The organism is Mesorhizobium sp. f-mel (assembly GCF_053850215.1).
In genome coordinates this window covers 337,805-358,132 of the sequence record NZ_JBSPTO010000001.1, presented here as the reverse complement: position 1 = coordinate 358,132, position 20,328 = coordinate 337,805, and the positions used below count along the sequence as shown (strand labels likewise).

Here is a 20,328-nt window from a genome sequence, read left to right as displayed (position 1 = left end):
AGGCGAGCACCTCGGCAACCAATTCGGGGTCAAGTGCGTAGATCGTCGATGGCGCCCCGGTTAGGCGTGAAGAACTTCACGACCGGAAAGGGATCGTGGTTCGGAACCGATTTGCAAGCAAGGCTGGGGCGACAAGATAAAGGACCATGGCGATCATCACGACGCCGGAGAACCCGATATGCATTGCAAGCAGCGTGGCGAGAATCGCGCTCAGCACGGACGCACAGCCGTTGATTCCCCACGCCCAGGGAATGAATGTTTCCGAACGCGCGCCGACATGCCCGAGGCCGAGTGGAAACGGCATGCCCATAAAAAGAGCGAGCGGCGCTATGAGAAGGAGCGCGATCGCGATCTTCGCGGCGTCCGGGAACGCCAGCAGCCTTTCGAATACTGAGGGTAGCGCGAGAAGGTAGGTGGCAGCCAGGACCGCGATAACCCCGACAGCGAGGGCGATGCCGCGCACCGCCGATCCGCGCCCGACAGCCGCTGCCCAGCGTGCGGCAACGGCGCTACCGAGACCGGCGAAGGCGAGGAAGCCCGCAAGCACGACAGCGACAGCGTAGAACGGATGACCGAGGAACAGCACAAAGCGCTGGATGAAGGCGATTTCGATGAAGAGGAAGGCTAGCCCCAAAACAAGGAAGTAGAGCCCGAAACGCAGCCGGTGCAAAGCTTTCCCGAGCGCGTGTCTGCGAATCCATAGCGGCAGGAGGATCAGGACGGCGCTGAGGATGGCAGCCTGGACCAGAGTCGTCACGAGGATCAGGTAGCTCCAGTCGAGCATCGCTGCCCCGCCCTGGGTGCGCAGGGCTAGGAGTTCAGGCAGGGCGCGCCAGCGGAAGAAGTCGAAGAAATAGGGCCGATTGTCGGTGGCCGGTGCGATGGCGAACTTGTAGCGCTCGATGAAGTCGGCGCACTCAGGGCCGAGGAGGGCGAGGGCTCCCTCGTAGAGATATTCCTGATCGAGCTGGTTGAAGTGGTTCACATCGCTCGCGGAGATGCCTGGCATCCAAGAGATGTCGAAGAAGTTCTCGGCCGCGAAGCTGCGAATGGCCGCAATGTCTTCGCCTTTGACGGGCGACTTGGCGACGAGCAAAGTAGCGGTATTCCAGCTCCGGATCAGCGCCAGGTGCCGGCCCGGCTCGGCCACGCCTTCCGCCTCGAGCGCTGCTATGGCGGTGGCGAACAGCTTAAGGCTGTCACGCGGCGGCACGCGCAGCCATCGTGTGATAGCGACGACACCATCTGGTCTGAGAATTGCGAGGTAATCCCGCATTGCCTCCACGGTATAGGTGTAGTTTTCATGCAAGCTCTGCACGCCGGCCGCGGCCGCGCTGAAGGAGTCAAGGAGCGGCATCTGGATCAGGTCATAGCGCTCGCCGGCAGTCGCAGCGAAAGCGCGCGCCTCGGCCAAATGCAAGCGCAGGTTCGGTCGGCTGAAGATACCGCCAGCGAAGTCGGCGAAGCGATTCCGAGCCAAGTCGATCATTTGCGGGTTGACCTCTACCGCATCCACCGTATCGGCCCCGGCGCGCAGCGCCAGCAGCACCTGCTCGCCGCCCCCGGCGCCGAGGATTAGTACCCGCGGCCGCTCGAGGATGCGGTACGGCAGCGCCGCCGTTGTCCGGTCGAGATAGGCGACCTTCGCCGGATCGCCTCCATAGGCGGTAATCGCCGCAATACTGTCGCCATCGGTGAAGACGGCGAGTTGCGCAGGCGGCTCTTGGGTGTTGGCTAGGCTGAGGCCAGGCGCGTAACGGAAGGGGACGGTCGGACTCTCGACAACCGTCAGCAACCCGAGCGGGCTCGACCGCTCCTCGATCACCCGCGCGTTCGGAACCTCCAGGGCCATGCGGAGGCCCTTATACTGCGACATATGCGGCTCGGGGGCCACCCAGGACGGCGGTAGCGATACTGCAACGAACGCCGCTGCCAATCCAAGGCCGCCCGCTGCGAGCCACCGATGGCGGACCATGCCGAACGCGGCAAGGGCAGCCGCCGCGAATGCCAGTGCTGCAACGAAACGCAGCGCCGTAGATGGGAAGACCAGGAACAGGAGCCCGACGATACCCAGCGCACCGATCCCTGCGCCGGCCAAGTCGAAGGCGTAGACGCGTCCGATCTGTCCGGGATGGCGGCAGAAAGCAAGGCCGACGCAGGTCGCGCCAAAGAAGAACGGCAGGATCAGAAGCGCATAGCTGGCCGCGAGCCAACCGAGCTGCCGCGGATCCCAGATGATCTCGAGCGCGTTGAACGGCAGACGTTCGGCGATGGCGAAGCTGGCTACCGCGGTCATGCCGAACAGCGCTGCCGACGCCGCGAAAGCAGCCGGGTACCGCTCCACTAGCCAGCGCTGGGCGAGCGCAATGAACGTACCGCTCGCGCCGAAGCCCAAGAGCGCGATGCTGATGATCATGTAGGCAAAATGGTGCCATTGAACGATCGAAAACAATCGCATCAGCAGCAATTCGTAACCGAGAACCGCTGCCGAAATGAGACCGACTGGTAGCATGCGGCCCGCTCTCACCGGGAGGGACCTCCCCGCAGCGGAACGAAGCTCACCGGCAGAAGCTGCCGGGTCGTGATGCCTCCGCCTAGTCGCTTCTCGACGAGCATGAGAAACTGGGTTGCAAAGGGGCCTCCCACGGGGATGACCATCCGACCTCCTTCAGCGAGCTGCTCGACAAGCGGCGGCGGGATATGGCTGGCAGCCGCGGTCACTACGATGCCGTCGAAGGGCGCGTGCTCAGGCCAGCCGTAATAGCCGTCGTCCACCTTCACCTGAACGTTGTCGAAGCGGGGCACCGCAAGTCGTGCCGCTGCCCTCTTGCCCAGTTCCGGGATAATTTCGATCGAGTAAACCTTGGCGGCGAGGGGCGACAGGACGGCTGCCTGATAGCCTGAGCCGGTGCCGATCTCGAGGACGGTGTCGCCAGGCCGGACATTGATCAGGTCGGTCATAAGCGCGACGATAAAGGGCTGCGAGATCGTCTGACCGTGCCCGATCGGCAGGGGCCGGTCATGATAGGCCGCGCCGCGCTGCGCCTCGGGTACGAAACGGTCGCGCGGCACGGTTCCCATTGTCTTGAGCACCGCCGGATCGATACTGTATGCCGCGGAGCGGGCGTGTCCCTTTATCGTCTCGATCATGGCCGCACGCTCGGCTGCGCGGTCCTGGGCGGGCGCCGATGTCGAAACGAAGGCGGCGACACTCGCGAGAAACGCGGCCAGCAACGCTCGGCACTGGGCTAGAGCACTCATGAACCTCTCCTGGCCCACGACGTCGAGAACGAAGGCGGCGGCTTTTGAAGCAAACGCCGCTCCGATCTCACACCAAACATGTCGCGGCACCAGGTCCGGATCAACCCCGTTGGAGATTGGTGGTGCGTCAGAAGGCGTCTTCCGCCTCAGGCGGCGACCGCAAATGGGACGGCAAGCAGCCTGACTGCATTATGCATCCTTCACGGTGCCAGGGACCTCGCGGTTACCTGCCTGCAAGTCCGCTATCCACTTTATTGCAGCCCTTCCGACGAATCGACACAAAGGTCCGGAGCGGGTCATGTCGAGACCTCAAGCAGGACTCGCCAAGCGGCTTTGGCGCAGACCAAATCAGCCGATTTGCACGCCAGAGTACGCCGTAGCTCCCCCACGACGGTAATGCCTCTTTACACCCGGCTCCGACCGGGCTCGAGATAGTCTAGTCGCTGGACAGGAAGATGAGAGCCGTAAGAGCAGCCAACATCGAACGGAGACCAACTGGGCGCCGAATCTGCGCTATCGCCGCCGTTTGCCCCTACTCCCACTCGATTGTCTACTGCCCTCATAGCTTATTGATTATGCGATAGAATTCTAATTGGCGTTCCTTCGAATACCGTCAACAATACCGTCACAAAATGGCTTAAATCCAAATCTGCGACGGAGCACCTCGCAGTATCCGAAACACCGCCGATCGCCGCACGGCCGTGCAGTGTCCTGAGATACCATCTTTCTGTTGGCCTCTGCTGTAGGGATGCCTGTCAGATCGTTAGCTCGGGATCGTGCTGCTTGCCAACCGGGTTTTTGTGCTCTGACGGGTCGATGGGCTGTAGCGCGGCTTTTGTTCCCATCGCGGCTGAGGAAGCGGGTCGTCAGTCAGGAAATGACCGATAGCATCGACAATGCACCAAACCCTCCTCGCCTTTGGTCCGTTGGACCGATGGCGCTGCCGAGATTTCCCCATTTCTCGTCTGCGTTGTCGGTCTCTTTTTGGCCGGGCGGGCGGCAACTCGTTCGGATTGCCCTTTAGTGGGGGAGCGTCACCTGCACCGATTAAGCGGTTCAGTGCCCTGCGTTCTGGCCCTTAGGAATGTGTCTCGTGCCGAATGCCGTTGTTGAACGGTAAGAAGGGGGCTGTTTGTGGAGGCGTTCAGTATTAGGCGCTGGGGCCATCTGGTCCCGTCGTTGCGTGCCATTGCTCGATGTGCGGGCCCGTTTGAGCGCCAAGCGACACACACCATGGCCAGCAACGGTAAGACTGTGATACCATTGCACAAGTTGCGTCGCCGCCGGCAGACTGTCGTTTCCGCGAAGCCGGACAAGCGCAGTGCTCAGTATCGTAAGTCTCAACCCGATGAACAAGTAGCCGCGGATTATGGAACTTGTCGTCGCCCTTGGCCTGATCGCCTTCAAGGTCGCGTTGCTGATTGCGATCCTGCTGCTGCTGCCTTTGCCGCTGACCTGGGTGGAACGCAAGATCGCCGGGCACATCCAGCAGCGGATGGGGCCGATGCGCGTGGGGTGGCACGGGCTGCTGCAGCCGGTGGCGGACGGCATCAAGCTCTTGACCAAAGAGGACCACATCCCGGCCGAAGCCGACCGCTTCCTGTTCAAACTGGCGCCGATCCTGGCGCTCGCCCCGCCCTTCGTGGTGTTCGTCGCGATCCCCTTCGGCGAAAGCGTCTCGGTCCTCGGCGCCGAGATCACGCTCTACGTCTCCAACATGAACGTGGCGCTCCTTTTCGTCTTCGCGGTGATCGGGATCGAGGTCTATGGCGTCATCTTCGGCGGCTGGGCCGCGAACAGCAAATACGCGGTCCTGGGCAGCCTCAGGACTTGCGCGCAGATGATCAGCTACGAGATCCCCATGGGGTTCGCGGTCATCGGCGTGGTAATGCTGGCGCAATCCATGAGCCTGCTCGAGATCGTACGGGCGCAGGCCGATGTCTGGAACATCGTCTACCAACCGGTCGGGTTTTTCGTATTCTTCGTCGCCGGGCTGGCCGAAGCGCAGCGCATTCCATTCGACCTGGCGGAGGCGGAAGGCGATCTGGGGGCCGGGTTCCATACCGAATACAGCGGCATCCGCTTTGCGTTCTTCATGGTCAGCGAATACGCCGTCATGCTGCTGGTGTCGGTCCTGTCGGTCATCCTGTTCTTCGGCGGCTGGAACGGCGTGCTGATCCCGTTGCCGCCGCTCCTCTGGTTTGCGCTCAAGGTCGCGTTCTTTCTCTATGTGTTTATGTGGTTCCGCTTCACCTTCCCGCGCTATCGATACGACCAACTGATGGCGATCGGGTGGAAAGTCTTGCTTCCACTGTCACTGGCGAACATAATAGTAACAGGAGTTGCTTTCCTTTGAGGGCCACTCCAAGCGAGGCGGCGATGTCGCGCGCACTGCACATACGTGGAACATGGATCGGCTGGGCATTCTTCGCCGATCTAGCGGGCGCCTTGGCGCTGACCTTCGGCTACATGTTCTCCAGATCCGTGACCATGCAGTATCCTGACAAGGAAAAATGGTTGCCCTATTCGCGTTACCGCGGGCATCACTTCCTGACGCGCGACGAAGAGGGCGAGATCAAGTGCGTGGCCTGCGAGCTCTGCGCGCGGATTTGTCCCTGCGACTGTATCGAAGTCATTCCCTACGAGGACGAGAAGGGCAACCGGCATCCAGCAAAATTCGAGATCGACATGGCCCGCTGCCTGTTCTGCGGGCTGTGCGAGGACGCCTGCCCGGCCGACGCGATCGCGCTTGGCCAAGAGTACGAATTCTCGAGTTTTTCCTCGCGTGACCTGGTGGTCGGACGTGACGATCTGCTCGGCAAACCGGGCAAGGCGACGACCGGCGGCGGTGTGGTCGCGGCGCGTCTGAACACCGAACAGGACGTGCTGGTCGAGACGAGTGAGCCGCAGGGATACAACTGGTGGCGGAATATCCGCCGAACGTGAACGCGCGGTAGCCGTCAAGCCGGAGCACAGGAGGCTCAGATGCTTGTCTGCCAAATCTTGAAGACCAAATCTCCCGAGCTCATCTCGGTCACACCAGATCAGACGGTCGTAGAAGTCCTGCGGCTGTTTCGGGACAACAACATCGGATTCGTGGTCGTCAGCAGTTCGCCCGGGGAATGCCTGGGCACGCTGTCGGAGCGGGACTGCTGCTATGCGGTGGCTGAATACGGAATCGAGGCGCCCACAATGCGGGTCGCCGACATCATGAACCGCAGTGTGGTGACCTGTTCGACACAGGATTTGCTGCCCTTTGTGATGTCGCTCATGACCGACCGACGCACGCGCCATGTGTTGGTCATGGACGGCGACGCTTCTGTCGGCGTGGTGAGCATCGGCGACGTGGTCAAGCACCGGCTCGACGAATTGCTCCGTACCGAGCAAGCGTTGAGCGATTACATTGCCGGGACCCCTTATCACTGAGGATACAAACCCGGGGGAGCCGATTAGGGTGAACTGCCCGGAAGCTCGGCAATGCCTCGGCCGCGACTTTCAGGGCGCGCCTCGACTCCGGTGGCGAAGGCAGCGTGCGCCTTTTGAACCTCCACCGGACAAGGGTATTCGCCCCGCCGCATAAGGCTGTTGAGACGCAGGTCTCTATAGTTTTCCGGCACGAACACGAGCCCCCCGGGAAAATGCCTATTGACCTTGAGCTGCGCCCTCAGTTCGCCCTGGGTGGATCGTACGATCACCTGATCGCGATCCGAAAGGCCAAGCTGCGCGGCGTCCCACGCGCTCATCTCAACATACGGGTCATCCGCCACCGTATTTAGGATCTCCGAGCGTTCGGAAAGATATCCATTGTGGAACAGGCAGTTGCCGGTGACCAACATGAGCCGGTCGGCCGCATTCGGGTTAGGCGGAGGGGCGAAGAACTCGCCAGCCGGCGGCGTCGGGTCCGCCGTGGTGAATGCTCCGTCAGCGCCAAGCCCGTCCTGCGTCAGCCCTTGGTAGGCCGGAACCAGCCGGGCAATCTCGCGGAAGATTTCGCCTTGCATCGACGGTTGCATTGCCTGGTTGCGGAGCGCTGCGACGAAGTCCAAGATCGCCAGATTGCCCCGCGCCTCGAAGGCGGGTTCGCGGAACTTGCGGACCGCCTGGATCCGGCCCTCGTTGTTGGTGAAGGTGCCGGATTCCTCTCCATAACCCGCCGCAGGCAGGACGACATCGGCCAGACCCACGGTATCGGTGAGGAAGGTGTCCTGCACGATCAGGAGATCGGTGGCATCAAGCGCCCGCTTGACGAATCCCCGGTCGGGATAGGTCATCAGGGGGTCGCTTCCGACGATATAAAGCGCGCCTACCCGCCCCTTGTCACAAAGCGCCAGCATTGCGTCGAGATCCGCGCCCGGCTCAGGCGGAATTTCGGCGCCCCAGGCCCGTATGAGAGCTGTGCGCGCCGTGTGATCGCCGACCGGGCGCAGCCCCGGCAGGGCCGCCGGCAGAACCCCCATGTCCCAGGCGCCCAGCTGGTTGGCTCGGTCGAAGAGGAACTGCATCGCCGGGCCCTTGCCGAGCACGCGGAGAACCCGCAGCAGGTTGGTGAGCTGCTGCAGCGTTGCGCGCGCTTCGGAAAGCCTCAGGAGGTCGGCGCTGACAAGCACAGCGACGCTCCCGCCGTCCAGCAGCGCAGCGGCTAGACGGTCCGGCCCGTCGCTGCCGGTAGTCGCTGGTGCCCAGCCGGTTGCCGCGCCGACGCCCGCAAGAACCTCGCTCGGCAAGGCTTGGCCGGCCGCCGCCACGAGACCGGCCACCACTGCGGCAAGGGCCGCAGCCTCAGCGCCCGGAGCAACACGAACGACCGCTCGGGCATCGGTGTCCAGCCGGGATGGCCTCGCCGAGAGCATGAGCAACCTGGTCTGCCTCCGCCGCGCCGCGTCTCGCAGCAGGTATTCAGTGACCGGGTTCTCGTCGGTCACGTTGCCACCGACGACAAGCACGCAGTCGTTGCCGATCACCTCCTCCAGCGGCGCGCGGCTGTAGAAGCCCGCCACCAACGGGCCGAGCGTCTCGAAGGGCGTGGACCAGCGCGACGAGCAGTCGATGTTGTTGGTCCGGAATACCGTCCGCATCAGCTTCTGGAACTGATAAAGCACCTCGTTGGGCAGGCGCGGCGAGGCCAGCCCGCCCGCAGCCTTGCTCTCGACGGCCGACAGGCGCCGGCGCAGGTAGTCCCCGGCTTCGTCCCAGGAAACCGGAACCAGTGCGCCGTCACGACGGATCATCGGCCGCTTGATCCGGTCCCGGCTCCCGACGAAGTCGAGGCCGAAGCGCCCCCGCACGCAGAGCGTTTCGCGATTGACGCCATGCTCCCACTTCGAGCGGACCCGCATGAACTCGCCCTTGCGCGCGCCGACGGTGAGCTGGCAGCCGGTGCCGCAATGCGGGCAGACCGTGTCGGTCTCGACCAGATCCCAGGGCCGTGCCTTGTAGCGATAGGGGAAGCTCATCAGCGCGCCGACCGGGCAGACCTCGACGCAATTGCCGCACTGGTCGCAACTCGCGAGACTGCCCTCGAAGCCGGTGACGGCGGTATCCATGCCTTTTTCGATGGTGCCCAAGGCGACCGCTCCGACCACGTCCTCGCACATCCGGACGCAGCGCTGGCACTGGATGCAGCGGTTGACGTTCATGATGATGACGGGGCTGAGACGGATGTCCTCGGAGTGGAACACACGTTTGGCATCGCGGAATCGGCTTTCCCGGGGCCCGTATGCCATCACCATGTCCTGAAGCTCGCACTCGCCGCCCTTGTCACAGATCGGGCAGTCGAGGGGGTGGTTGGCAAGCAGCATGTCGAGCATGGAAGAGCGCGTTTCGTCGATCAGCGGCGTGTTAGTCCGCACCACCATGCCGTCGGTGACCGCGGTGGCGCAGGAAGGCTGCAGCCGCCGCTGCCCTTCGATCTCCACTAGGCACATGCGGCAGGAGGCCAGCGCCGGCAGCCGCTTCAGATAGCAGAAGGTCGGGATTTCGATGCCCAAACGCTCGGCAGCCTGCAGCACCGTAGAGCCTGCGTCCACTTCCAGCGTTTGTTCATCGATCGTGACGCTAACCATGACTTCTTGCGGCCTTCTCCCTGCGCGCTCCTTAGTGAAACGAGCACCTGCCCTCCTCGATATGGGCGACGAATTCATGCTCGAAATGCGCCAGTGCCGCCCGCAGCCCCATAGCCGCGCCGTCGCCCAGAGCGCAGAACGTGTTGCCGAAAATGCCCTTGCAGAGCGCTTCCAGCTGTTCCAGATCGTCCGGCGCGCCCTGCCCTGCCTCGACCCGGCGCAGCACTTTCACCACCCAGTTCAGCCCTTCGCGGCAAGGCGTGCATTTCCCGCAGGACTCGTGGTGGAAGAACTCGATGATCCGGGTGGCGACCTTGACCATGCAGGTCGAGTCGTCGATCACGATCACTCCAGCCGAGCCAAGCATCGAGCCGACCGCAGCCAGCGAGTCGAAGTCCATCCCGACATCCAGCCCGCGCTCCGGGATCAGCGGCGCCGAGACCCCGCCGGGGATCACCGCCTTGATCCTGCGCCCCGGCGGCGGCCCGCCGGCGCGGTCCTCGACCAGTTCACGCAGCGATATGCCCATCGGCAGTTCGTAAAGGCCCGGGTTCCGCACGTGCCCGCTGAGGCAATAAAGCTTCGGACCGGGGCTCTTGTCAGGGCCGATGCTGCGAAACCAGTCCGGCCCCCGCGCCACGATATGCGGCACGCAGACCAGCGTCTCGACATTGTTGATCACGGTCGGGCTGGCGTAGAGCCCCGCGACCGCCGGAAATGGCGGTTTCAGACGGGGCTGCGCCCGCTTGCCTTCGAGCGAGTCGAGCATCGCCGTCTCCTCGCCGCAGATATATGCGCCGGCGCCGCAATGGATGTGCACGACGAAATTAAAATCCGAGCCCAGAATCCGTGTTCCCAGATAACCCTTCGCATGGGCCTCGGCGATCGCCTGCTTCAGCCGGTGGATCGCCAGCACGTATTCCCCGCGGATGTAGACATAGGCGGTTTCCGCCCCGATCGCGTAGGCGCTGATCACCATGCCCTCGATCAGTTGGTGCGGATCACGCTCCATGATGATCCGGTCCTTGAACGTGCCGGGCTCGCCCTCATCGGCGTTGCAGCACAGGTATTTCGGCTTGTCGGCCCGTTTCGGCACGAAGCTCCATTTCAACCCGGTCGGGAATCCGGCGCCGCCGCGACCGCGCAGGTTCGATTGCTTGACGAGGTCGATGATCTCGTCGGGCGTGTGCTCGCGCAGCGCCTTCGCCAGCGCCTGGTAGCCGCCGCCGGCCTCATAGCTCGAAAGCAGATGGCCATCCGGCACGTCCATGTTTCTGAGAAGGACCGGTTCGAACATGGCGGCTACTCACCCGGCGGTCCTGCGGCGGCGAGTTCGGCGCCAGTCGTTTGCCCCGCCGCCGCGCGCAGCCTGTCCAAGAGCGCGTCGATCCGCGCAATGTCGAGGTCGCCGTGATAGTCGTCGCCGACCTGCATCACCGGGGCCATCTCGCAAGCGCCGAGGCATTCGACGGTCGAAAGCGTGAACAGCCCGTCCGGGGTCGTGCCGCCCTTTTCGATCCCCAGCACAGTCTCCAGATGCCTCAGCAGGTCCTCGGATCGGCACAGCATGCAGGAGAGGTTGTCGCAGAGTTGCAGGTGGAACAGGCCCACCGGCTCGGTGTGGAAGAGGGTGTAGAAGGTCGCCAATTCGTAGACCCAGACCCGCTCGACACCGAGGATGTCGGAGACCTCTTCCAACACCGGGCCGGGCAGGTGGCCATGTTCCTTCTGCGCGATCAGAAGCGCGGGCATGATCGCCGAGCGCCGGTCGGGATACCGCGCCGCCGCCGCCTCGATCTTTTCGCGCATGTTCATCGCGTCAAATCCCCTGCTACTTGTCTACCTCGGCCATCACAGGGTCGAAGCTGCCCAGCACGGCGATCATGTCCGCCAGGTAGCGGGCATTGCTGACCCCGAACAGTCCCTGAAGGTTGACGAATGACGGCGCCCGCACTTTCATCCGGAACGGTTTTTGCGACCCGTCGCTGATGATGTAGAACCCGAGTTCGCCCTTTGGCGCCTCGATCGCCGAATAGACCTCGCCCTTCGGCACCTTGAAGCCATAGGCCGAGAGGTCGAAATGCTGGATCAGCGCCTCCATCGAGCAGTGCACTTTGTCCTTGTCCACCGGGAAAGCGATTGTCGGCATGTCGATCTGGAACGGCCCCTCGGGCATCTGGTCGAGGCACTGTTCGATGATCCGGACGCTCTCGCGCATCTCCTCGACGCGGCATCGCCAGCGCGCGTAGCAATCACCCTCATCGCGGGTAATGACGTTGAAAGCCAGCCGGTCGTAAATCTCGTAAGGCTCGTCGCGGCGGATGTCCCAGTCGACGCCCGAGGCCCGCAGGTTCGGGCCACTCAGGCCAAGGTCGATACCGTCCTCGGCTGAGATCACGCCGATCCCCTGCGTGCGCTTCAGGAACACCCGGTTGTTCTCGACCAGCCGTTCATAGTCGCGGATCCGGTTCGGGAAGATGCCGCAGAACTCCCTGATCTTGGGGAAGAACCCGCCGGGCAGGTCCTCGCGCACACCCCCGACGCGGCAGAAGGAGGTGTGCATCCGCGCCCCGCTGATCATCTCCAACAGGTCCATGATCATTTCACGCTCGCGCATGGCGTAAACCAACGCGGTCATGGCGCCCAGGTCCATCGGCAACGCACCGGTGATCAGGAGGTGACCGGAGATCCGCGCGAGTTCGGCCATCAGCACGCGGATATATTGCGCGCGGATCGGCGCTTCGATGCCCAGGAGCTTCTCCACCGCTAGAGCGAAAGCGAGGTTGTTCGAGGGCGGGCAGAGGTAGTCGAGCCGGTCGGTTAGCGGAAAAATCTGGGTGTAAGTGAAGCTCTCGGCCAGCTTTTCGGTGCCGCGGTGGAGGTAGCCGATGTGTGGGTCCACGCGCGCGACATACTCGCCGTCCAGCTCAAGGACGAGCCGCAGCACCCCATGCGTGCTGGGATGCTGCGGGCCGAGGTTGAGAAGCACCTCCTTTGTGTCGAGCGCTTCACCTGCCGGCCTGCTCAGTTCCGTGACTTCGGTCATCTCACTTCCCGGCGTCGAACGGCCTCCCTATGGAATGTCCTTGGTGGCGAGATCGGGCTGCGTCGGCGGCGGGCCTTCCGCGCCAAACGGGTTCAGCGTATCCTTGTAGCCCCGGAGCGGAAAGTCCTTGCGCTGCGGAAAGCCCTCGAAGCCTTCCCACATGTAGATCCGGCGCAGGTCGGGATGGCCCTCGAACTGGATGCCATACATGTCCCAGGCCTCGCGCTCGTGCCAGTTGGCGGTCCGCCAGACCCCCGTCACCGACGGGACCCGCGGCGGATCGCCGAGGCGGCATTTGATCCGAACGCGCCATTTGTTCGGCAGCGAATAGAGGTGGTACACCGCCTCGTAGCGCAGCGTTTCGGGATAATGGTCGACCCCGCAGATGTCGGACAGGAAATCGAACCGCAGCGCCCGATGGCCCTTCAGGAATTGGCAAAGCTCGACGATCATGTCAGGCGGTGAGGCGAAAGCGTGAACCCCATGCGAGAAGCCAAGCTCCTCGATTTCCCCCCCGAAACGTTCCGCGATCAGGGTGCGGATGAGGGACGTCTCCACGCTCATGAGGCTGCAACCCGATCCAGAGGCGTCCCGGCCAGCGCGCGGGACCTCTTGATCTTCTCTTGGAGCAGAAGGATGCCATGCATCAGTGCCTCGGGCCGCGGCGGGCAGCCGGGCACATGCACGTCCACCGGCACGAAAGTCTCCGCCCCCTGCACCACGGCGTAAGTGTTGTAGACCCCGCCCGAGATCGCGCAGGTGCCCATGGCGATGACCCAGCGTGGCTCCGGCATCTGGTCGAAGAGCCGGCGCACGACCGGAGCGAACTTCCGCGTCACCGTGCCGGCGATGATCATCACGTCGGACTGGCGCGGCGAAGGCCGAAACACCACGCCGAAGCGGTCGAGGTCGTAGCGGGCGCAGCCGGCCGAAATCATCTCGATGGCGCAGCAGGCAATCCCGAAGGTCTCGGGCCAGAGCGCCGACCGCCGGCTCCAGCTGATGACGCTGTCGGCGGTGGTGAACAGCACGCTGTCGCGAATCGTTTCGCCTACTCCTCCCATTCCAGCGCTCCTTTCAGCCAGGCGTAGGCGAAGCCCACGATAAGCAGCAGCATGAAGACAAACATCTCGACATAGCCGACGAGCCCGATCTCCTTCAGCACGACGGCCCAGGGAAACAGGAACATCGCCTCGACGTCGAACACCACCAGCAGGATTGCTAGGATGAAGAACTGCACCCTAAAGCGGCCCCCGGCGGCCTCGCCGGCCGGGTCCATACCGCACTCATAGGGCATGTTCTTCGCGGGATAGGGGTTGGACGGGCGCAGGAGCGAGGAGACGAACAGCGTCGCCACGGCCACCAGGACAATTCCGGCGACCATGAAGAGAACCGGCAGGAATTCCATTCCAGTCATGTCGCGCTGCCCCGGTCACCCACCGAGGGCTTGCTCAAGCTGCGACCGACCAATCTTCTGGCCGGCGGTGCGGCCCTCGTGCAGCGACTAGGGCATCCTTTCGTAGCGCCAAGAGTATTCGGTTGGCCGGTTCATTGCAAATCCAATCGTAGTCAACCGCCGAACACGGAACTCTGGGCAAGCCTCAGAAACCACGCCGGAAACAGTCCGATGCCGATGGTGCCGGCGGCGGTCAAGGCGAGCGTGGCGCGGACGGACGGCGTCAGGGCAGGCTCGAACGCGCGCTCCGGCTCGCGCATGTAGATCACCATGACGATGCGGATGTAGAAGTAGGCGGCGACGGCGCTCAGCAGCACCGCGATCACCGCCAGCGTGACGAAACCCCGCTCGACGAGCGCCACCAGCACGTAGAACTTGGCGAAGAACCCGGCTGTCGGCGGAATGCCGGCGAGCGAGAACAGGTAGAGCAGCATCAGAAGCGCCAACCCGCGATGCGACTTGGCGAAGCCGGCGTAGTCCTCGATGACCTCGCCGGAGAAATCGCCATTCCGCATCATGATGACGATGCCGAAGATACCGAGATTCATGAAGGCGTAGATCAGCAGGTAGAGCATCACGCCGGCAATCCCGTCGGCGCCACCCGCCACCACGCCGAAGAGCGCGAAGCCCGCATGGGCGATGCTGGAATAGGCGAGCAGGCGCTTGAAATTGTCCTGCACCAGCGCCACGAAGCTGCCGAGCGCCATCGTCACCACCGCGATCACCGCGACGATGATCCAGGCGTCGGAAGCGGCGACCAGCGGGTTGAGGAACACGCGCAGGATCACCGCGAACCCCGCCGCCTTGGGGGCGACCGACATGAAGGCCGTGATTGTCGTCGGCGCGCCTTCATAGACGTCCGGCACCCACATGTGGAACGGCACCGCGCCGACCTTGAAGACCAGCCCCGCGACGATGAAGACCACCGCCAGGAGCAATCCGGGATCGAGCGGGTCGCCGATCACCGCCGCAGCCATCCCGTCCAGCTGCGTCGTACCGGTGATCCCATAGATCAGTGAGACGCCGTAGAGGAAGATTCCTGTCGAGACCCCGCCGAGAACCACGTATTTCAGCGCCGCCTCGTTCGACCGCCGCTCCTTCCTGAGGAAGCCGGTAAGCACATAGGTCGAGAGCGCCATCAGCTCAAGGCCGACATAGATCGACAGAAGATCGGTTGCCGAGGCCATGATCATCATGCCGGAAAGCGCAAAGAGCAGCAGGACATAGTATTCGCTCAACGCGATCTCCTCGATCTCGGCATATTTTCGCGACAGGAGGAACGTCAGGATGGTCGAAAGGTAGAACACCATCTTGAAGAAGACCGCGAAGCGGTCGGCGATAAACATGCCCGAATAGGCCGGCCGCACCTCGCCCGCCAGTAACAGTGTCGCCAGGGCCGCAACCAGCACGGTTGCAGCGGAAGCCCAGACGAGGAAATGCCCCGGCCCCTTTGGCACAATCTGACCCAGGATCAGGAGGCTGCAGGCGCCGGTGACCACGACGATCTCGGGCAGGCTCGCAAGGATCGACTGGTAGAGCGCGGCGTCGGTCATGGGCCGTCCCCCCTGCCGTGCACCTGCGCCAGCAGATGCTTCGCCGATGCGTCGATGATGTCGAGAAAGGGTTTCGGATAGAGCCCGACCCAGAGCACAAAGGCGGCCAGTGGCAGGATCGCCACCATCTCGCGGGCGTTCACGTCGCGTATCTTGAACCGCGCGCCGACGCTGGCCGGACCGAGCGCGACTTTCCTGTACATGCCAAGCAGGTAGGCCGCGCCCAGCAGAGCACCCACAACGGCGGCGGCGCCGACAGCCAGATTGGCCGCAAACGCGCCCGACAGCACCAGCAACTCGCCCACGAACGAATTCGTTCCCGGCAGCGCCATCGACGACAGGGTGAACAGCGCAAGAAACGCGGTATAGACCGGCGCCGCCTTCATCAGCCCGCCATAATCCGCGATGCTGCGGGTATGGGTCCGCTCGTAGATCAGACCGACGAACAGGAACAACGCGCCCGTCGTTACGCCATGATTGAACATTTGCAGGATGCCGCCCTCGAGCCCACGGAGGTTCAACGTGAAAATTCCCAGCGTCACGAAGCCCATGTGGCTGATGCTGGAATAGGCAACCAGCTTCTTGAGGTCATCCTGCGCCAAGGCAAGCAACCCGCCATAGACGATCGCAAGCGCCGAAAGGGCCAGCATTAGCGTCGAATAATGCAGCGACGCCTCCGGCAGCATCGGTAGCGAGAATCGCAGGAACCCGTAGGCGCCCATCTTCAGGAGCACTCCGGCGAGGATGATGCTGCCCGCCGTCGGCGCCTGCACATGGGCGTCCGGTAGCCAGGTATGGACCGGGACCATCGGCACCTTGACTGCGAAGGCGGCCAGGAAGGCAAAGAACAGCCAGGACTGAACCCGGAACGGCAAATCCTGCGCCGTCAGGGCGAGGATGTCGAAAGTCTCGCCGCCGTGGAAATAGAGCACGATGACACCGATCAGGAACAGAAGGCTGCCCGCCAGCGTGTAGAGGAAGAATTTGAACGCCGCATAGACCCGGCCGTCGCCACCCCAGACGCCGATGATCACGTACATCGGGATCAGCATCGCCTCCCAGAAGACGTAGAACAGGAACAGGTCGAGCGCGCAGAACACCCCCAGCATCAGCGCCTGCATGGCCAGCAGGCTGACCATGAACTCCTTCACCTTGCGGTCGATCGCGACCCACGAGGCGAGCACGCAGATCCAGCCCAGTAACGCAGTCAGGAATACAAAGAGCGCGCTGATTCCGTCGATGCCGAGCGCGTAAGTGATTCCGAGCGCGGGCACCCACGGGCGCGTCTCGGTGAACTGCATCTCGTGGGTAGTGGTGTCAAAGCCGGCCAGCATAGCGATGCAGAGAGCGAGGTCGAGGACGGTGACACCTAGCGCCGTCCACCGCACCGCATCGTCGCTGCGGAGAAACATCAGAACCGCTGCCCCGGCGGCGGGCATGAACACGATGAGGCTAAGCAGCGGGACCGCCATCGCACCCCTACCGCCACACCACAGCGAAGACGGCGATGGCTGCGATCACACCGACGATCATCGCCAGCGCGTAATGGGTCACGACGCCGGTCTGCAGCTTGCGCAGCGCACCGCCACCGCGCAGGATTGAGCGGGCGACGCCGTTCACGACGGCGTCCACACCGTTGAGATCGATCCGCAGTCCGGCCCGTGCGGTTCCGTGCAGGAAGGGCAGCACCGCGGTCTCGGACACGTCGCTCACCGCCTTCTCGTAGCGCGCCAGCGGTTTTTCGGCGAGCCACATGAAATGCCGCGCGCCTTTGCGGTAGAACCAGTCGGTGTCGATGCTGATCGTGTTGTCGGGGTCGAGCGCCCTGAGGAACAGCACGAAGCCCAATGCGGTGAACATCAGTATGCCGAGGCTCTCGGTGATATGGACGCCGGTGTAGGGTTCGAAGTCGACTGGATGGGGCAGCAGCGCGTAAAGTGGTTGGGGGAACACCCCGATCGCGATGCACAGCACCGCCGCCATTGCCATCGCAACCAGCATATTGCGGGGCGGCTCCCGCGCCTCCAGCTTCCGGTCCATGCCGAAGAACATGTAGTACGGGAGCTTGAGCCCAGTGTGCAGGAAGGTCCCAGATGATGCCATCGTCAGCACCAGCACCACCAGCGCGCGGTGATCCTGTCCGGCGGCGGCCACCACCATCGATTTGGTCACGAAGCCCGAGAAGAACGGAAATGCCGAGATCGCGAAGGCGCCGACCATGTAGAGCGCCACGGTCAGCGGCATGGTCCTGTAGAGCCCACCGAGCTCGGTGAGCTTGCGCCGCCCGGTGACGTGGATCACCGCCCCAGCACCCATGAACAGGAGCGCCTTGTAGAGGATATGCGCAAAGGCGTGGCTGGAGGCCCCGTTCACCGCCATCTCGGTACCGATGCCGACGCCCGCCACCATGTAGCCCACCTGGCTGACGATGTGATAGGCCAGGAGCCGACGGCAGTCGTTCTCCAGCACCGCGTAGATGACGCCGTAAAGCGCCATTGCCGTGCCGAGCCAAACGAGAAGCTCGGTGCCCGGAAACGCCCGGGCCAGCACATAGACTGCGGTCTTGGTGGTGAAGGCGCTCATGAACACCGCTCCGGTGACGGTCGCCTCCGGGTAGGCGTCTGTCAGCCAGGCGTTGAGAGGCGGCACCGCGGCGTTGAGCATGAACCCGGCAAGGATCAGGTAGGCGGCGACGCCCATCCCCCCCTCGATCGGGCCGAAGAGCAGCGAACCTGTGGCGAGCCCGTGGAGAATGACGCCACCCAGCAGGGCGACGCCGCCGGTGATATGGACCATGAGATACCGGAACCCCGCACGGATCGCCTGCTTGCCGCGCTGGGCAAAGACCAGATAGGCAGAGGCAAACGCCATACCTTCCCAGAACAGGAACAGGGTCAGGTAGTCGCCTGCAAACACCACGCCGAGCGCGCTGCCAACATAGACGAACGCCGCCACATGCTCTCCGGCGCCCGTCAGGTGCAGCGCGTAGACCATGCCGATCAGCGCCATGATGGTGAAAACGGTGGCGAAGACGATGCTCAGTCTGTCGACCTTGGCGATCAGGATTTCCTGCCCGATGAACTCCGCCGCGCCGTAGCTGCCTGGCTGCACGGTGAGCACGGCGAAGATCGCCACCGCGGGGATCAGCATCAGATAGGCCTTGCGGATTGATCCTTTCAGGAAAGGGATCGGCAGGGCGCCAAGAATGAACAGCAGGGCGGGATGGACGAAGTCAATCATAGTAATCCTCATGCCGCATCAGCCCGCCCTGATGGCCGAGGAACTTGGAGACGAAGATCAGCAGGACGCAGGACAAGAAGCCATAGACGGCCGACCAGCCCGGCAAGCGGTCCCACAGGTATTCAGCGTGTTCGCGGGGGACCAGAAAATCGGCGATGACGATCAGAACGAGCGCCGAATAAAACAGCCGGCGGCGTTGCTCCGCGTATCTCGCCTCACCAAAGAAATCGACGACACGCCTGATCATCTGACCACTCCTTCCGCCAGGGTGAGAAAATAGCTGGGGAAAATACCCATCGACACCGACAGGATCGCGGTCGCGACCAGCGGGATCGTCACCATTGGAATTTCACGGACCGTCGCGGGACTTTCCTGTGTCTCCGTCCCGAAAAAAGCGACATAGCTGACCGGCAGGAAGTAGGCGGCGTTCAGCACCGAACTCACCAAGAGCACGATCAGGAACGCAATCTCCCCCGCCTCCACCGAGCCCAGCGCCAGATACCACTTGCTGACGAAGCCCGCGGTCGGCGGTACCCCGATCATGCTGAGTGAGGCCACGAAGAACGCCCCCATCGTCCAGGGCAGCCTGCGGCCGATGCCGGCCATGTCGCTGATGTTCCGCTTGCCAGACGCGCAATAGATCGATCCGGCGCAGAAAAAGAGCGTGATCTTGGAGAAGGCATGCGCCGCAATGTGGATGATCCCGCCGACCATCGCGACCGGCGAAAGTAGGACCGCGCCCAGCACGATGTAGGAGAGCTGGCTGACCGTCGAATAGGCGAGCCGCGCCTTCAGGTCGTCCCGCGTCAGGGCGTAGATGGACGCCATCAGAATCGTGAACGAGACCAGATAGGCCGTTGCAATGCCGAGCCCCAGCCCGTCCACCAGCCCCGCGCCGAAGACATGGAACACCACCCGCAGCACGCAGAACACGCCCATCTTGACCACGGCCACCGCATGCAAAAGCGCGCTGACCGGTGTCGGCGCCACCATCGCGGCAGGTAGCCAGGCGTGCATCGGCATCACCGCAGCCTTGGCGAAACCGAAGAGATAGCAGAAATAGACGACCGTCAGCAGCGGCGCCGCGGCGTCGACCCCCGCCAGCAGCCCCCCCGCCACAAAGTCGAGCGACCCGGCAATGTGGTAGGTCAGTGCCAGCGCGGCAAGAAGCAAGCTTTTCGACGCGCCCATCAAATAGACGAGGTACTTGCGGCTACCCGTCCATCCCTCTTCGTCCTCGTGGTGATAGACGAGCGGATAGGTGACGAGGCTGAGCACCTCGTAGAAGATCACCAGCGTGAATAGATTGGCGGCGAAGGCGCCCCCGACGGCCGCCGCGAGGCTGGTCGCAAAGCAGGCGAAGAACCGGGTCTGCGCGTGCTCGTTCAAGTGCCGCATGTAGCCGATGGAATAGATCGCCGCCACAATCCACAGCAGCGACGAGACGGTGGCAAACACCATGCCGAGCGCATCGACCCGGAAAGCGAAGTCGATCCCAGGCAGAATCTCGAACAGGCGAAAATCTACCGTGCCGCCCGCCAGCACCGTGGGCGCCATCGAGGCGACAATTGCGAACATGGCGATCGCGGCCAACGGCGAGACGACATCGCGGAGTTTCTCGCGGTTGTTCAGAAGGAGAACGGCAAGGGCCGCCAGGCCTGCAACGGCGACGGCAAGCAGCGGCCGGATCGATATCACCGGTTCCAAGCC

General features: G+C 63.3%; 17 protein-coding genes. 3 read left to right on the top strand and 14 right to left on the bottom strand.

Translation table 11 applies throughout. The annotated features are described in order from the left end of the window. Positions 1 to 76 precede the first annotated feature (76 nt). Both ACWUKX_RS01680 and ACWUKX_RS01675 read right to left on the bottom strand, forming a co-directional pair. Positions 77 to 2,512: a spermidine synthase gene (locus ACWUKX_RS01680; protein WP_456003229.1), complete on the bottom strand. Its 2,436-nt coding sequence runs from the start codon at positions 2,510 to 2,512 to the stop codon at positions 77 to 79. A gap of 11 nt (positions 2,513 to 2,523) precedes the next feature. Then, positions 2,524 to 3,261, bottom strand: coding sequence for a protein-L-isoaspartate(D-aspartate) O-methyltransferase (locus tag ACWUKX_RS01675; protein ID WP_029354979.1), 738 nt, complete (start codon positions 3,259 to 3,261; stop codon positions 2,524 to 2,526). Between the two features lie 1,369 nt (positions 3,262 to 4,630). Between ACWUKX_RS01675 and nuoH the strand changes: the two genes are divergently transcribed. From nuoH to ACWUKX_RS01660, 3 genes are read left to right on the top strand one after another with little or no spacing between them, the layout of a single operon-like run. Beyond that, entirely contained in the window at positions 4,631 to 5,617 is a 987-nt protein-coding gene (nuoH, locus tag ACWUKX_RS01670; protein ID WP_455838532.1) for an NADH-quinone oxidoreductase subunit NuoH, read from the top strand. Positions 5,618 to 5,640: 23 nt separating this feature from the next. Then, positions 5,641 to 6,207: an NADH-quinone oxidoreductase subunit I gene (locus tag ACWUKX_RS01665; RefSeq protein WP_128345626.1), complete on the top strand. Its 567-nt coding sequence runs from the start codon at positions 5,641 to 5,643 to the stop codon at positions 6,205 to 6,207. A 39-nt stretch (positions 6,208 to 6,246) separates the two neighbouring features. Further along, complete coding sequence (locus ACWUKX_RS01660) at positions 6,247 to 6,687, top strand: CBS domain-containing protein (protein ID WP_065007029.1); 441 nt, start codon at positions 6,247 to 6,249, stop codon at positions 6,685 to 6,687. Between the two features lie 23 nt (positions 6,688 to 6,710). Here the strand turns inward: ACWUKX_RS01660 and nuoG are convergent, their stop codons facing one another. The 12 genes from nuoG to ACWUKX_RS01600 all read right to left on the bottom strand — a co-directional run bounded on the left by nuoG (position 6,711) and on the right by ACWUKX_RS01600 (position 20,325). Further along, positions 6,711 to 9,323, bottom strand: coding sequence for an NADH-quinone oxidoreductase subunit NuoG (gene nuoG, locus ACWUKX_RS01655; protein ID WP_456003225.1), 2,613 nt, complete (start codon positions 9,321 to 9,323; stop codon positions 6,711 to 6,713). Positions 9,324 to 9,354: 31 nt separating this feature from the next. Beyond that, positions 9,355 to 10,620, bottom strand: coding sequence for a complex I 51 kDa subunit family protein (nuoF, locus tag ACWUKX_RS01650; protein ID WP_455838528.1), 1,266 nt, complete (start codon positions 10,618 to 10,620; stop codon positions 9,355 to 9,357). Positions 10,621 to 10,625: 5 nt separating this feature from the next. Continuing rightward, a complete protein-coding gene (locus ACWUKX_RS01645; RefSeq protein WP_455838527.1) occupies positions 10,626 to 11,138 on the bottom strand; it encodes an NADH-quinone oxidoreductase subunit NuoE in 513 nt (170 codons plus the stop codon). A 16-nt stretch (positions 11,139 to 11,154) separates the two neighbouring features. Beyond that, on the bottom strand, positions 11,155 to 12,369 hold the full coding sequence (gene nuoD, locus ACWUKX_RS01640; protein WP_455838526.1) for an NADH-quinone oxidoreductase subunit D: 1,215 nt from the start codon (positions 12,367 to 12,369) through the stop codon (positions 11,155 to 11,157). A gap of 27 nt (positions 12,370 to 12,396) precedes the next feature. Further along, positions 12,397 to 12,933, bottom strand: coding sequence for an NADH-quinone oxidoreductase subunit C (locus ACWUKX_RS01635; protein WP_456003223.1), 537 nt, complete (start codon positions 12,931 to 12,933; stop codon positions 12,397 to 12,399). Further along, positions 12,930 to 13,433 (bottom strand): NuoB/complex I 20 kDa subunit family protein, encoded by a 504-nt coding sequence (locus tag ACWUKX_RS01630; RefSeq protein ID WP_027152448.1) that lies wholly within the window; start codon positions 13,431 to 13,433, stop codon positions 12,930 to 12,932. The genes ACWUKX_RS01635 and ACWUKX_RS01630 overlap by 4 nt, the downstream gene beginning before the upstream one ends. Continuing rightward, positions 13,421 to 13,786, bottom strand: a complete 366-nt coding sequence (locus ACWUKX_RS01625; protein WP_023800384.1) for an NADH-quinone oxidoreductase subunit A — start codon at positions 13,784 to 13,786, stop codon at positions 13,421 to 13,423. The genes ACWUKX_RS01630 and ACWUKX_RS01625 overlap by 13 nt, the downstream gene beginning before the upstream one ends. 152 nt (positions 13,787 to 13,938) lie before the next feature. Next, positions 13,939 to 15,378 (bottom strand): NADH-quinone oxidoreductase subunit N, encoded by a 1,440-nt coding sequence (locus tag ACWUKX_RS01620; RefSeq protein WP_455838524.1) that lies wholly within the window; start codon positions 15,376 to 15,378, stop codon positions 13,939 to 13,941. Beyond that, positions 15,375 to 16,850: an NADH-quinone oxidoreductase subunit M gene (locus ACWUKX_RS01615; RefSeq protein WP_456003220.1), complete on the bottom strand. Its 1,476-nt coding sequence runs from the start codon at positions 16,848 to 16,850 to the stop codon at positions 15,375 to 15,377. Before ACWUKX_RS01615 ends, ACWUKX_RS01620 begins: the two co-directional genes overlap by 4 nt. A 7-nt stretch (positions 16,851 to 16,857) precedes the next feature. Then, positions 16,858 to 18,618, bottom strand: coding sequence for a Na(+)/H(+) antiporter subunit D (locus ACWUKX_RS01610; protein WP_456003217.1), 1,761 nt, complete (start codon positions 18,616 to 18,618; stop codon positions 16,858 to 16,860). Beyond that, entirely contained in the window at positions 18,611 to 18,865 is a 255-nt protein-coding gene (locus ACWUKX_RS01605; RefSeq protein WP_202364274.1) for a hypothetical protein, read from the bottom strand. Before ACWUKX_RS01605 ends, ACWUKX_RS01610 begins: the two co-directional genes overlap by 8 nt. Further along, positions 18,862 to 20,325: a monovalent cation/H+ antiporter subunit D family protein gene (locus ACWUKX_RS01600; RefSeq protein ID WP_456003215.1), complete on the bottom strand. Its 1,464-nt coding sequence runs from the start codon at positions 20,323 to 20,325 to the stop codon at positions 18,862 to 18,864. Before ACWUKX_RS01600 ends, ACWUKX_RS01605 begins: the two co-directional genes overlap by 4 nt. Positions 20,326 to 20,328 lie beyond the last annotated feature (3 nt).